The organism is Variovorax atrisoli 110B, from assembly GCF_000382045.1.
GTDB classification, from domain to species: domain Bacteria; phylum Pseudomonadota; class Gammaproteobacteria; order Burkholderiales; family Burkholderiaceae_C; genus Variovorax; species Variovorax atrisoli.
Genome location: NZ_KB907450.1, coordinates 1,488,498 through 1,500,712, shown reverse-complemented (window position 1 = coordinate 1,500,712; position 12,215 = coordinate 1,488,498). Strand labels below are relative to the sequence as shown.

General features: G+C 69.9%; 13 protein-coding genes. 3 read left to right on the top strand and 10 right to left on the bottom strand.

Features of this window, described 5'->3' with window-relative positions; all coding sequences use genetic code 11:
* Positions 1–107 precede the first annotated feature (107 nt).
* The 5 genes from G369_RS0107125 to G369_RS0107105 all read right to left on the bottom strand — a co-directional run bounded on the left by G369_RS0107125 (position 108) and on the right by G369_RS0107105 (position 5,130).
* Complete coding sequence (locus G369_RS0107125) at positions 108–1,073, bottom strand: Bug family tripartite tricarboxylate transporter substrate binding protein (protein ID WP_026346252.1); 966 nt, start codon at positions 1,071–1,073, stop codon at positions 108–110.
* Positions 1,074–1,096: 23 nt separating this feature from the next.
* The gene (locus G369_RS0107120) at positions 1,097–1,972 is read right to left on the bottom strand and encodes an amidohydrolase family protein (RefSeq protein ID WP_019653298.1); all 876 of its coding nucleotides are present in this window, start codon (positions 1,970–1,972) and stop codon (positions 1,097–1,099) included.
* A 3-nt stretch (positions 1,973–1,975) separates the two neighbouring features.
* Positions 1,976–3,157 carry a CoA transferase gene (locus tag G369_RS0107115; protein ID WP_019653297.1) on the bottom strand — a complete coding sequence of 394 codons (1,182 nt, stop codon included), beginning with the start codon at positions 3,155–3,157 and terminating at the stop codon, positions 1,976–1,978.
* Between the two features lie 38 nt (positions 3,158–3,195).
* Positions 3,196–4,176 (bottom strand): tripartite tricarboxylate transporter substrate binding protein, encoded by a 981-nt coding sequence (locus tag G369_RS0107110; RefSeq protein ID WP_019653296.1) that lies wholly within the window; start codon positions 4,174–4,176, stop codon positions 3,196–3,198.
* An 84-nt stretch (positions 4,177–4,260) separates the two neighbouring features.
* Positions 4,261–5,130, bottom strand: a complete 870-nt coding sequence (locus G369_RS0107105) for an HpcH/HpaI aldolase/citrate lyase family protein (protein WP_019653295.1) — start codon at positions 5,128–5,130, stop codon at positions 4,261–4,263.
* A 75-nt stretch (positions 5,131–5,205) separates the two neighbouring features.
* Between G369_RS0107105 and G369_RS0107100 the strand changes: the two genes are divergently transcribed.
* Positions 5,206–6,108 carry a LysR family transcriptional regulator gene (locus G369_RS0107100; RefSeq protein ID WP_019653294.1) on the top strand — a complete coding sequence of 301 codons (903 nt, stop codon included), beginning with the start codon at positions 5,206–5,208 and terminating at the stop codon, positions 6,106–6,108.
* Here G369_RS0107100 and G369_RS0107095 read toward each other — a convergent pair.
* Genes G369_RS0107095 through G369_RS0107080 form a run of 4 tightly spaced genes read right to left on the bottom strand, consistent with a single transcriptional unit; the run spans position 6,065 to position 9,485 of the window.
* The gene (locus G369_RS0107095) at positions 6,065–6,691 is read right to left on the bottom strand and encodes a hypothetical protein (protein WP_019653293.1); all 627 of its coding nucleotides are present in this window, start codon (positions 6,689–6,691) and stop codon (positions 6,065–6,067) included. The two genes, G369_RS0107100 and G369_RS0107095, sit on opposite strands and share 44 nt — an antisense overlap.
* Before the next feature lie 42 nt (positions 6,692–6,733).
* Positions 6,734–7,519, bottom strand: coding sequence for a DUF899 domain-containing protein (locus G369_RS0107090; RefSeq protein ID WP_038113825.1), 786 nt, complete (start codon positions 7,517–7,519; stop codon positions 6,734–6,736).
* A gap of 21 nt (positions 7,520–7,540) precedes the next feature.
* Positions 7,541–8,215: a Vgb family protein gene (locus tag G369_RS0107085; protein ID WP_019653291.1), complete on the bottom strand. Its 675-nt coding sequence runs from the start codon at positions 8,213–8,215 to the stop codon at positions 7,541–7,543.
* A gap of 49 nt (positions 8,216–8,264) precedes the next feature.
* Positions 8,265–9,485 carry a hypothetical protein gene (locus G369_RS0107080; protein WP_019653290.1) on the bottom strand — a complete coding sequence of 407 codons (1,221 nt, stop codon included), beginning with the start codon at positions 9,483–9,485 and terminating at the stop codon, positions 8,265–8,267.
* Between the two features lie 205 nt (positions 9,486–9,690).
* On the opposite strand from G369_RS0107080, the gene G369_RS0107075 reads away from it, so the two are divergent.
* The gene (locus G369_RS0107075; protein WP_019653289.1) at positions 9,691–10,374 is read left to right on the top strand and encodes an isochorismatase family protein; all 684 of its coding nucleotides are present in this window, start codon (positions 9,691–9,693) and stop codon (positions 10,372–10,374) included.
* A 42-nt stretch (positions 10,375–10,416) separates the two neighbouring features.
* Entirely contained in the window at positions 10,417–11,304 is an 888-nt protein-coding gene (locus tag G369_RS0107070; protein WP_019653288.1) for a LysR family transcriptional regulator, read from the top strand.
* Between the two features lie 15 nt (positions 11,305–11,319).
* On the opposite strand, the gene G369_RS0107065 is transcribed toward G369_RS0107070, so the two are convergent.
* Complete coding sequence (locus tag G369_RS0107065; RefSeq protein ID WP_019653287.1) at positions 11,320–12,153, bottom strand: alpha/beta hydrolase; 834 nt, start codon at positions 12,151–12,153, stop codon at positions 11,320–11,322.
* Positions 12,154–12,215: the final 62 nt, after the last annotated feature.

Sequence of the window (12,215 nt, the reverse complement as noted above, 5' to 3'; positions counted from 1 at the left end):
AGCCGATTCTTCGCCGGGCCGCCCGTGCGTGGAGCGGATTGCGTATGCCTCTGTATCTGCGGGGCGCAGGCCGCACACTACGTTTCACAGCTCGCCAGATGCGAGGGTCAATCGACCCGGATGTTGCGCGAGCGGACCAGCGCGCTCACCCTTCCGGTTTCGTCCTTCACGAATTTCGCGAAAGCCTCCGGCGTGGTTCCGGCCGGCTCCAGGCCCAGTTGCAGCAGCTTCTGCCGAACGGCAGGATCGTTGACCGCGGCCTGCACCGCCTTGCCCAGCTTCTGCACGATATCGGCCGGCGTGCCCTTGGGCAGGAACACGCCGTTCCACTCGACCACGTTGTAGCCCGGCAGGCCCGACTCGGCGAGCGTCGGCACATCGGGCAGCCCGGGCACGCGCTTGCCGGAGCTCACGCCCAGCGCGCGCAGCTTGCCGCTCTTCACATAGCTCAGCGTCGAGGCCACGTTGCCGAAGTAGGCCGACACCTGCTCGCCCATCACGTCGGTCAGCGCCGGTGCGCCGCCCTTGTAGGGCACATGCATGAGGTTGATCTTCGCCTGCTCGTTCAGTGCCTCGCCCGCCAGGTGCGAGCCGGTTCCGCCGCCCGCCGACGCGAAGCTCAGCCTGCCCGGGTTCTTGCGTGCGTAGTCGATGAACTCCGGCACGGTCTTGTAAGGGGCGGTCGCGGGCACCACGAGGATCTGCGGCGCCGTGGCCACCAGCGACACCGGGATGAAGTCCTTCGCCGCATCGAACGGCAGCTTGCGCAGCGATGGGTTCACCGAGAACGCCGATGCGTCGTAGAGCACGGTGTAGCCGTCGGCCGCTGCCTTGGCGACGTTGTCGGCACCGATCACGCCGCCGGCGCCCGGCTTGTTGTCGATCACGATCTGCTGGCCCAGCGCGGCACTCATCTGCTGCGCGACGATGCGCGCCGTGTTGTCGGCGCCGCCGCCTGCCGCGTAGGGCACCACCATGCGGATCGGCTTGTCGGGCCAGGCGGCCCAGCCCAGCAGGGGAACGGCGCAGGCGGTGAGCGTGGCGATGGATTTCAGGAGGAGTCGCTTCTTCATCTCGATGTCTCGGGTCTTGCGGGTCATTGAAAGTCGTAGAGCTGCGCGGGGTTGTCGACCAGTACGCGGCGACGCGCGGCCTCGTCGGGCACCCATCGGCCCAGCAGGTCGAAGAGCTGCGCGTCGTCGGGCTTGGCCGTGCGTTCGGTGGGGTGCGGCCAGTCGCTGCCCCACACGACCCGCTCGGGCGCCTGCGTCGCCCAGGCCCGGGCGACGTCGACGGTGTCTGCGTAGCCGCCTTCGGCGCCGGCCGCGGAGTCGAGATACGCGCCCGAAAGCTTGATCCAGGTGCGGCCTTTGTCGAGCAGCCGGCTCACCACGCGGTACGCGGGGTGCGATGGTCCGTCGGGCTGCGGCAGCCGCGCCAGATGGTCGAACACCATCGTGCAGGGCAGGCGATCGAGCAGCGCCGAGTGCGCGGCGATCTGGTCGGCGCTCCAGTGCAATTGCACATGCCAGCCGAGTTCGTGAACGCGACGGGCCAGCGGCTCGACCATCGAGAAGTCCGTCGCCGCGTTCGCCGATGTGTACAGCGTGAAGCGGATGCCCCGGATTCCGCCCTCGTGCAGCTGCCTCAGCGCGGCATCGCTAACCTCGGGACGCACCACCGCCACGCCGCGCGTGCGATCTGCACCCAGCGCCTGGATGGCATCGAGCGTCACGCTGTTGTCGGTGCCGTGCACACGAGGCTGCACGACCACCGTGCGCTGCGTGCCGGTGCGCTGCTGCAGCAGGCGGTAGTCGCCGGCGGTGGCGTCGTCGAGCATCGCGTCGGGCGAGCCGTGCATCGGAAAACGGCGGTCGTACACGTGGATGTGCGCGTCGCATGCGCCTTCGGGCGCCGCGATGAGCGGCTTGCGCGTGCCGGCGCTGTGAGGCACTGCGATCTCGTCGGCCATGGCTCAGTCGCCTGCGCGTCGCTTGGCCAGCACGGCGGCCGTGTGCTGCCCCAGCGTCGGCGCCGCGAAGGGCTCGGGCCCGGGCGTGCGGCCGAAGCGCACCGGGCGGGTGAAGCCGCGATACGAACCCAGCGTGGGGTGCGGGATGTTCGCGACCATGTCCTCGGCCAGCACCTGCTCGTTGTCGAACATGTCTTCCACGGTGCGCGCGGCGGAGCAGGGCACTTCCTCGCCGAAGATCTCTTCCCATTCGAGCGCGGTGCGCCCGGCCAGCGCGGCGCGCAGCTTCGGCACGATCTCGGCCGCGTGCTGCGCGCGCTTGCGCACCGAGTCGTAGCGCGCGTCGGCTGCAAGCTCGGCCAGTCCGACCTTGGCGCACAGCGCCTGCCAGAAGTGCGGCGTGTTGGCCGAGATGTAGATGTGCCCCTCGCGCGTGGGGTGGATGCCGGTGATGCCGCCGGAGCGCATGTCGCGCCCCACGTCCTTCGGCTCGCCCTCGGCCCACACCATGCGCGCCGACTGCATCGTGAGCGCCGAGCGCAGCAGCGACACGCCCACGAACTGGCCCTCGCCGCTCTTCTCGCGCTCGTACAGCGCCGAGGCGACGCCCGCGGCCACCAGCGCCGCGGCGTAGTAGTCGACCACCGAGCCGTAGATGATCTCGGGCGGCTCGCCGCGCTTGCCCTGCAGCGCGCACATGCCGGTCATGGTCTGCAGCACCTGGTCGTAGCCGGCCTTCTCGCGCAGCGGACCGGTCTCGCCATAGCCGGTGACCGCGCAGTAGATGAGCCGCGGGTTCACCGCCTTCAGCTGCTCGTAGGCGATGCCCAGCCGCGGCGGCACGCTGGGCCTGAAGTTGTGCACCAGCACGTCGGCGCCGCGCACCAGCTCCATCAGCGCAGCCAGGTCCTCGGGGTTCTTGAGGTCGAGCACAGTGCCCAGCTTGCTGCGGTTCACGCCGATGAAGGCGCGGCTCTCGGCTTCCAGCGTCGAGGGGTACTTGCGCAGGTTGTCGCCGGCGGGCGGCTCGATCTTGATGACCTCCGCACCCTGGTCGGCCAGCAGCGAGCAGCCGTACGGGCCCGCGATGTAGGCGCTCAGGTCGAGCACGCGCAGGCCGCTGAGCGGGCCGGCGGGGCCCCGGCGTTCGGGCAGGCGCGTGTCGTCGGGGGCGGTGATGCTCATGGGCTCTTTCTCTTTCTTGCCTGTATCGGCGATGACGTTCAGTCGGCGGTGATGTTCTGTTGCTTGGCCAGCTTCTTCCAGCGCTCGACGTCATCGGCAATGACGGCGCCGAACTGCGCGGGCGTGAGCGGCGTGGCGATGGCGCCTTCGCGCAGGAAGCTGGCGCTGATCTCGGGCTTGGCCAGGATCTGGTTGACGGCGCCGTTCAGCTTGGCGACCACGTCCGGCGGCGTGCCCGCAGGCGCCAGCAGGCCCCACCAGAGCTCGAACTCGTAGCCGGGCACGGCGGTGGAGATCGGCGTGAGGTCGGGTGCGATGGGGCTCGGCTTCAGGCTGGTGATGCCGACCGCGCGCAGCTTGCCGGCGCGCACCATCGGCAGCAGCGAGGGGCCGCTGGAGATCAGCAGCTGCGTCTGGTTGCCGACAAGGTCGGTCACCGCCGGGCCCATGCCCTTGTACGGGATGTGCGCAATCTGCAGGTCGCCCACCTTGGCCTTGAGCAGCTCGGTGCCGAACTGGTTGACGCTGCCCGAGCCGGAAGAGGCGTAGTTGTACTGGCCCGGCTTCGCCTTGATGGCGGCGATCAGCTCGGCCGGCGTCCTGGCCGGGAACTCGTTGTTGACCGCGACGATGAACGGCCCCTTGGCGAACATCGCCACCGGCGCGAGGCCCTTGACCGGGTCGAAGGGCAGCTTCGACTGCACCGCCGCGTTGGTCGTCATGCTCGAGGACACCGCCACCAGCGTGTAGCCGTCGGGCGCTGCCTTGGCCACCTGGCCCGTGCCCGTGTTGCCGCTCGCACCGGGGCGGTTGTCGATGATGACCGGCTGCTTGAGCTGGTCGCCCAGCTCCTTCGCCACCTGCCGCGCGAAGGTGTCGTTCGAGCCGCCGGCCGGGTAGGGCACGACGATGGTGATGGTCTTGTTGGGATAGCCGCCCTGGGCGAACGCGGCGCCGGCGAATGCGGCAATCGCGACGACGGCGAGCGCTCGCGGGCGAAGGAAGGATGGGAAATGCATTTTCTTGTCTCCGGTTTCTTTTATTGATGGAAGGCAGGTCGGCCTGCAAGCAGGCCCTGGCTCAGCCTGGAAGCAGCCCCAGGCTCAACTCGGAAGCAGCCCCAGGCTGCGTGCGCTCTCGACGATGGCGCGCGCGCGGATCACGAAGGGGATGTCGATCATCTTTCCGTCGACCACGTAGGCGCCGACGCCCCTGGCATCGGCCTCGCGCGCCGCCTCGACCACCTTGCGCGCATGGGCGATCTCCTCGTCGGTCGGGCGGAACACGTCGTTGGCGATGGCGATCTGGCTCGGGTGGATGCAGGTCTTGCCGAGGAAGCCGAGGTCGCGTGCCAGCTTGGCCTCGGCTCTGAAGCCCTCGGCGTCGCGGATGTCGGCGAAGGCGCTGTCGTAGGCATACAGGCCCGCCTCGCCGGCCGCGATGCGCACCGCGAACATCGCATGGCGGATCGCCGAAGGCTCGCGCCGGGCGATGCCCAGCGGCTCGAACAGGTCGCCCAGCCCCAGCTGCAGGCCTGCCACGCGCGGATGCGCCAGTGCGAGCTCGGCGGCCATGCGCAGGGCGGCGGGCGTCTCGATGTTCAGCAGCAGGCCGATGGGCGCCTGCACGCCGTTGGCCCGCTCCGCGCGCTCGATGGCGTCGGCCGCGGTGCGCACGTGCGCGGGGCTCTGAGGCTTGGGCAGGTTGATCAGGTGCACACCGGTGCGCGCGACCGCCGCGATGTCTTTGTCGAAGTGCGGCGTGTCCATGGCGTTGACGCGCACGATCAGCGTCTTGCGCGACGAGGCGGCCTCGCCGCCTTCGAGGAACCTGCGCACGGTCTCGCGCGCCTCGTCCTTGCGCGGCTCGGACACGGCGTCTTCGAGGTCGAGGCTGATGGCGTCCGCCTCGCCGGCGAGCGCCTTGGCGAACAGCTCGGCGCGGGTGCCGGGAACGAAGAGTTTGCTTCTCATGAGGGCAGTGTCGGCAGTTCATGAGAAGAGAAAAACAGCTGTTCGCTGCGATCACATCATAGAAAATCTATCTTCATGGAAACGGCCTACCTGCAAAGCTTTCTTCTGGTGGTGGAGTCGGGCTCGATGTCCGAGGCCGCGCGCCGGCTCGACCTGACGCCCGGCGCGGTGGCGCAGCAGATCCGCGCGCTGGAGCGCGAGCTCAACGCGCCGCTGCTCGCGCGCGCCGGGCGCACAGTGCAGCCCACCGAGGCCGGGCACCGGCTGGTGCAGCGGGCGCGCACGCTGCTGCGCGAGGTGAGCGACATCAAGGCGCTGGTGGGCAGCGAGGCGGCGGGCGGCGAGCTGGTCGTCGGCACCATCAACACGGCCATGCACAGCCTGCTGCCGGACATCCTCGCGCGCTTCGTGACGACGCATCCGGGCGCCAAGGTGTTCCTGCAGTCGGGCACCACCGCCGCGCTCTACAAGGCGATGCAGCAGGGCGAACTCGACGCGGCCGTGTGCCTGTATCCGCCGTTCGCCCTCGCCAAGACCTTCGACTGGGCGCTGCTGCGCGAGGAGCCGCTGGTGCTGCTCGCACCCAGCCGCCTCGCGCGGCGCGATCCGCACGAGCTGCTGCGCACTTCGCCGCTGATCCGCTACGACCGCAACCTCGGCGGCGGCAAGCAGGCCGACCGCTACCTGCGGGCTGCCGGCATCGTGCCGCAGGAGCGCTTCGAGCTCAGCTCGCTGCTGGCGATCGCGATGATGGTCGACCGGGGCCTGGGCGTGTCGGTCGTGCCCGATATCGCCTCGCCGCTGCTCGACGGGCAGCGCATCGTGAAGATCCCATTGCCGCTGCCTTCCGAGACGCGGCGCTTCGGGATCCTGTGGATGCGGTCATCGCCGCGGCTGAGGCTGATCCACGGCTTCGTGGAGAGCGCGGCGCTGGTCACTGCTGCAAAGGGCGAGGGCGGCGGTTCCCGCAAGCGCTAGCGTCGGCGCTCGCCGTGTCTCCTGGCATCCGCGTACGCGGCCGTCGCCTGAGCAGCCCGGCCGCGACGTCGAAGCCGCGGCTCGCCCCGACTGCTGCCGCACCGGTGACCGCCAGCATCGCCACCATGTGCACCGCCACAGCCGCGAAGGCCAGCGCCAGCGAGCCCGACGCGGTGATCTCCCGGGCCGCCGGCGCTTCGCTCATGCACAGCGGGATCAGCGCCGGCACCAGCATCAGTCCGGCGCCGTGGGCGGTGGACATCATGAAGGACCAGAGTGCGAGCCCGGCATGGGCGGCCTTCCGGCCGCGACACAGGTGATGCGCGACAACGGCGACGAGCATCGCCCCCGCTGCCCACTGCAGGACGATGCGATCCATCGATGGAGCGAACAGGACCGCGGCAGCCACCAGCGCGACGGACGCAGCGTGCCCGACGGCGATCGGCACCAGCGCCCGCAGCACCCGCGACCGGCCGCGCGAAGCGGCTCCCAGAGCGGCCGCGAAGGCCCATCCGGTGGCCGGGTTCAGGCCGTGCAGTGCGCCGACGCCCGCGACCGCGAGCCATGGCCAGAGGCTTGCCATGATGCGTCGCCTTCACGCCTTGAAGCTGTCGCCGGTCGCGTCTCAGGCGCGCTTGTCGCAGCAGCACGCGCCGATCGCGGGGGCTTCAGCCTGTTGCTCGTAGCGGTCGTGGTGGCGCACCCATTCCATCTTGTAGGGCACCTCGCGCTCGTCGCGGCCCTTGGGCATGAGGTCCATCAGGTTGTAGGCACCCATCATCACTTCCACGCCGCGGCCGTAGGTCGAGTAGGTATGGAACACCTCGCCGGCTTCGTTCCTGTAGAACGCGCTGATGCCGGGCGCCTCGTCGTGCGGGAAGGGCAGCTTGCCGTAGTTGTAGTAGACCTCGCCGGTGGCCAGTTCCTCGGGCGTGAAGCTGACGTGGAAGTCGAGGTTGAAGTCGCTGCCGTTCGACGACACCCAGTCGAAGCGCCAGCCCATGCGCTCGCGGAACTGCATGATGCGTGCGAGCGGCGCTCGCGAGACGGCCACCAGCGTGATGTCGCGGTGCGCGAGGTGCACGTTCATGCCGTCGGTGTGGTCGGCCATGAAGGAGCAGCTCTGGCAGCCTTGCTCCCAGTCGGGCCCGAGCATGAAGTGCTGCACCAGCAGCTGGCTGCGTCCCTTGAAGAGTTCGGCCAGCGTGCGCCTGTCCTCGGGCGTGTCGAAGACGTAGTTCTTCTGCACGCGCTCCCATGGCAGCGCGCGGCGCTCGCGTGCGATCTGGTCGCGCAGGTGCGTGAGCTCCTTCTCGCGCGCCAGGAATGCCTTGCGCTCGGCGAGCCACTGCTCGCTGGAGACGACGCGGTGGTTCGTCGTTTCGGGTCTCTCGATGGTCGTGGTGTTCATGCTGGCCTCCTGGATCACTGCTTACTGCCGTTGGCTGGAATGGGGCCGGCGCACCGCGCGGACCTTGCCGCTCGCGCCGCCGCCTGCGTAGAAGAGATCGGCGCCGTCGGACTCCAGCCCGCTCACGCCCGCGCCGCGCGGCATTTCGAGCCGCTCCAGCACGGCGCCGGTCTGCGGGTCGATGCGGCGGATGTCGCTTTCTTCCGCTTCCCAGGTGCCGTGCCAGAGCTCGCCTTCGACCCAGGTCACGCCGGTGACGAAGCGGTTCGACTCGATGGTGCGCACCACGGCGCCGGTCTCGGGGTCGACCTGGTGGATCTTGCGGTCGCGGTACTGGCCCACCCACAGGCTGCCTTCGGCCCAGGTCAGGCCCGAGTCATAGCCGTTGCCCGGCGCGGGAATCGACGCCAGCACCTTGCCGGTGGCCGGGTCGATCTTGTCTATGCGCGATTCGGCGATCTGGTAGAGGTACTTGCCGTCGAAGGCGGTGCCGGCGTCGCAGGCGACGTCGAGCGTCTGGCTGGTTTCGCCGCTGGAAGGGTCGAAGGCCACCAGCTTCGCGCCGGTGGCGGCCCAGACGCGGCGGCCGTCGTGCGTCACACCGTGGACCTGGCCGGCACCGCCGAACGGGCCGTATTCGCGCACGATCTCGGCGGCGCGTACCGTGGGATTGCTCTTGCCTGTCTTGCTGCTCATCGTCGGCTCCTTGTATGAAGCGCCCCGAAACAGGCGCTTGGAGGCAACTCTATTCAATGGGCAGCGCGGCGGGGAGTAACAAGATCGTCGTGAATCCGGCCAGCGGCGGCGCGAGCCACTTCTGCGACCGCGCCTTGCCGATGGAACGCACCCGGCCCTGCGCCTCCAGTTCGACCAGCGCGCGCTGCACCGTGCGCTGGCTGGCCCCCAGTGCGAGCGCGAGCGCCGAGGTGGACCATGCGGCGCCATCGGACAGCAGCGCCACCAGCGAGGCCTGATCGCCATCGATGGGCGGCGCCAGCACGGCCACGCCGCGTCCATCGTGCGGCCTGAGCACGAACCCGCGCGGCGTGGCCTCGATGCCCGCCATCGCGGCGACGAGCGCGCGCAGCCGGCCGATCTCCACGCGCAGCCGCGCGCGGTGCGTCTCGTCGGGGTGGCGGGTGCGGAAGGCGCTCTCGATCAGCGCTTCGCGATCGACGTCGCCCGGCCATGCCTCGGCCAGCGAGCGCGCCAGCGAGAACAGCACCGGCCGCCGTGCCAGCGGCCGCCAGGCATCGCCGGCGCCGAGGCCGCGGCGGCAGGCATCGACCACCAGCGTGTTGGAGGCGAGAAGGGCGGCGACCTCGTCCAGGCGCAGCGGCTGCTCGCCGTCCGAGCCGATCCGCCGGGCGGCGGGGCGGTCGAAGGCGGCTTTCGCCTCCGTAACTTCGGCGAGCAGGGCGGGCACGCGCGCGCGAACCGCGGCTTCGTGCGCACGGCCCAGTGCTGACTTCGCCGGCACAATGCGCAGGGAGCGAAGCGACAGCTCGACCGCAGCCAGTTCGGCAACGGCCGCCAGCGTCGGCGGCAGGCCGCGCGTGTCGAGATGCGCGAGGGCCTCTTCCGCGTCTTCGAGCCGGCCCAGCAGCAGCAGCCGGCGCGCCGCGATCAGCCGGGCCTGCACCGCGTTGGCGTGGTCGTCGTGGGCCTCCAGCGCGGCGGCGGCATGCGTCAACGAGCGCGTCGATCCGCCGAGATCGCGCATCGCCAGCGCGACTTCGGCCTCGGCGACGATGCAGCGCGCGCGAGAGAGCTCCTCATGCGCGCCGAAGCCCCGCGCGGCACGCCGCAGCAGCTCGCGCGCCCGCGGATGCTCGCCGAGCTGCGCCATCGCGATGCCGCGCAGCGCCAGCGCCGGCGGGTCGTCGCGCAGGGCGACCCGCTTGAGGGCGCCGAGTGCATCGCCGGCGGCAAGGGCGCGGGCGGAGGCGGCGATGAGGGAGTCCATGGAGGCGGATTATCTTGATGGCGGCCTGCAGGGCCAGCGCCGCCCTGAAAGTCGAGGGGCGCCGTGCGCAGCCCGCACAACACTTGTCGCCGCGCGAGCCTAGGCGCGAAGGAGGGCCGTTCCTAGACTTTCCTCCATCACTTTCGATGGACCTACAGGAACAGCAAGCATGTCTTTCTCATCAGGACTCTCCCGCCGCGGACTCATGGGCGCGCTCGTCGCACCGTACGCGGCCGGCATTGTCGGCACCTCCTCGGCCGCAGCGGCAGCGACGGGATTGCCCACACCCACCATCCGCGCCATGTCGGGCGCAAAGCCGGTGCAACAGCTGCGTCGCAGCGCTACGGCATTGCTGGTGATCGACTTCCAGAACGAATACTTCACCGGCCGGATGCCCATTGCCGACGGCGCGAGTGCGGCGGCCCAGACGAGGCGGCTGCTGGCATGGGCCGACCAGCACGCGATGCCGGTCTTCCAGATCCAGCACATTGCGCCCGAAGGAGCCGCCACCTTCGCCAGGGATGGCAGTACCGTCAGGTTCCATCCCGACATGCAGCCCCGCCCGCGCGACAAGGTCGTGCAGAAGACGACCGTCAGCGTCTTCGCGAGCACCGACATCGCGCGGCAGCTGCGTTCTTCCGGTGTGCAGACGCTCGTGATCGCCGGCCTCATGACCCATGCCTGCGTGGCCGGGGCGGCGCGCGACGCAGGGCCGCAGGGCTTCGACGTGGTGGTGTCTTCCGATGCCACGGCCACCCGCGCGGTCCGCCGCGAGAACGGCGACGTCGTGTCGCACGACAGCCTGCACCGCGCGGCGCTGGCGGAGATCGAGGACACCTTCGGCGACGTGCTGACCACCGCGCAGATCCTGGCCCTGCCGGTCGCCTGACGGAAAATGCGCAGCCTCTGAAGCACCCGCGGGAGGCGGCGCATGGACCAGGTGAAAGCGATGCGGGCCTTTCAACGCATCGCGCAGGCGAAGAGCCTGTCGGCGGCCGCGCAGTCCCTGGACACGACGCACTCCAGCCTCTCGCGCCAGCTGCAGGCGCTCGAGATATCGCTGGGCGCACAGCTGGTGCGGCGCGATACGCGCGGCATCACGCTGACGGAGGCGGGCAGCCGCTACTACGCCGCCTGCACCGACATCCTTTCAAGGCTCGACGCCGCCCAGGCGGAGGTCGCGGCCGACGGCAAGGCGCCCTCGGGCACGCTGAAGGTGAGCATGCCGCTGGCGATCGCGACGCTCGACCTGCCCGAGTGGCTCCCGGCCTTCCAGGCTCGCCATGCCGGTATCAGGCTGGAGGTGGTCTGCACCGATCGATTCACGAAGCTGGTTGCCGAAGGCATCGACGTCGCCCTGCGCATCAGCGCAGAGCTCGAGGATGCCTCGATGATGGCCAGGACGCTGGCGGTTTCGGACATGGTCCTCGTCGCGGCGCCACGCTACCTGGCGGACCACGGCCTGCCCATGACGCCTCAGGCGCTGTCGGAGCACGAATGCCTGCTCCACAACGGTCCGGAGAGCCCCGCGCACTGGACGCTGCACATGCCCGATGGTCGGCAGCAGACGTTCAGGCCGGAAGCGCGCTTTGCCTGCGACACGATCACCGCGCTGTATTCGGCCGCGAAATGCGGGCTCGGCATTGCCGCGCTGACATGGCACACGGTGCGCTCCGACCTGCAGTCGGGCGCCCTGGTCCGCGTGCTGCCCGAGGTCACGCTCGGGCGGCGCACCTACGCGGCGCTGTATCCGCACACGCGGCATGTGCAGCCGGCGGTGCGCGCCTTCATCGACTTCATGGCGGGCTACTACCGGTAGCAGCGCCGGAGCCGGCTACGCCTCCTTCAGCTCCGGAAGCACCGAGGTCAGCGCGAAGTCGACGAGGTGCAGCCAGGTCTCCTCGAGGCCCATGATGTTGTGGTGGTCCGATTTCGCAACGGTCGTCACGCTGACCGGCGTGGGCCACGCCGCGATGAGCTTCTGCGAGCGCTCGGGCAGCACCACGTCGTCGCTCTCGGCCAGCAGCACGTGGGTCTTGGCCGCGACCTCCTTGCAGTGCTCGAGCGAGTTGAACTGGTGCCGCAGCAGCAGCGACAGCGGCACGAGCGGAAAGCGCTTCTTCGCCACTTCCAGCATCGAGTCGTAGGGCGTCACCAGCTGCAGGCTCGTGAACTCCTGCCGTGCGACGAGCTGGATGGCCACGCCGGTGCCCAGGCTGCGGCCGACCACGTGCAGGCGGGCCTGCGGGAAAGCCTTGCGCAGGTGCCTGGCGAACTGGCAGGCGTCCTGCACCGAGGCGATCTCCGAAGGGTGCCCCTGCGAGTCGGCCACGCCGCGGTAGTTGACGGCCGCGAAGCCGAAGCCCTCGGGCAGCCAGTGCAGCGTCTGCGCGGTGGCGCGTACGTCTTCGCCGCGGCCCGCGAAGTAGATGAAGAGATCCTGCAGCGCTTCCTCGCCCTGCGGGTGGTAGACATAGCCGCGCACCATGCCGCCGGGTACGGTGTGGGAGTAGGTCGAGAAGTCGTCGGAGAGCGGAACGACCGGCAGCTTGCGGGCGTTGAAGAGGATGTCGCCCTGGCGCGCGGCAAGCAGCGCCCAGTACGCGGCGATGCTGCCGATGGCTGCGGCCGAAGCGGAAAGGGCGATGCGGGCGGCTTTGGATGACAAATGGTGCTCCGGGAGAAAGGCAGCGCCTAGTTTCGCCTCTTTCTCCGCCGCGCCGCGCTTGC

What these genes read in the sequence shown, in the direction of transcription:
- G369_RS0107125 (WP_026346252.1), bottom strand. Translation starts at nt 1,073, where the DNA reads ATGAAGAAGCGACTCCTCCTGAAATCCATCGCCACGCTCACCGCCTGC.
- G369_RS0107120 (WP_019653298.1), bottom strand. Translation starts at nt 1,972, where the DNA reads ATGGCCGACGAGATCGCAGTGCCTCACAGCGCCGGCACGCGCAAGCCG.
- G369_RS0107115 (WP_019653297.1), bottom strand. Translation starts at nt 3,157, where the DNA reads ATGAGCATCACCGCCCCCGACGACACGCGCCTGCCCGAACGCCGGGGC.
- G369_RS0107110 (WP_019653296.1), bottom strand. Translation starts at nt 4,176, where the DNA reads ATGCATTTCCCATCCTTCCTTCGCCCGCGAGCGCTCGCCGTCGTCGCG.
- G369_RS0107105 (WP_019653295.1), bottom strand. Translation starts at nt 5,130, where the DNA reads ATGAGAAGCAAACTCTTCGTTCCCGGCACCCGCGCCGAGCTGTTCGCC.
- G369_RS0107100 (WP_019653294.1), top strand. Translation starts at nt 5,206, where the DNA reads ATGGAAACGGCCTACCTGCAAAGCTTTCTTCTGGTGGTGGAGTCGGGC.
- G369_RS0107095 (WP_019653293.1), bottom strand. Translation starts at nt 6,691, where the DNA reads ATGGCAAGCCTCTGGCCATGGCTCGCGGTCGCGGGCGTCGGCGCACTG.
- G369_RS0107090 (WP_038113825.1), bottom strand. Translation starts at nt 7,519, where the DNA reads ATGAACACCACGACCATCGAGAGACCCGAAACGACGAACCACCGCGTC.
- G369_RS0107085 (WP_019653291.1), bottom strand. Translation starts at nt 8,215, where the DNA reads ATGAGCAGCAAGACAGGCAAGAGCAATCCCACGGTACGCGCCGCCGAG.
- G369_RS0107080 (WP_019653290.1), bottom strand. Translation starts at nt 9,485, where the DNA reads ATGGACTCCCTCATCGCCGCCTCCGCCCGCGCCCTTGCCGCCGGCGAT.
- G369_RS0107075 (WP_019653289.1), top strand. Translation starts at nt 9,691, where the DNA reads ATGGGCGCGCTCGTCGCACCGTACGCGGCCGGCATTGTCGGCACCTCC.
- G369_RS0107070 (WP_019653288.1), top strand. Translation starts at nt 10,417, where the DNA reads ATGGACCAGGTGAAAGCGATGCGGGCCTTTCAACGCATCGCGCAGGCG.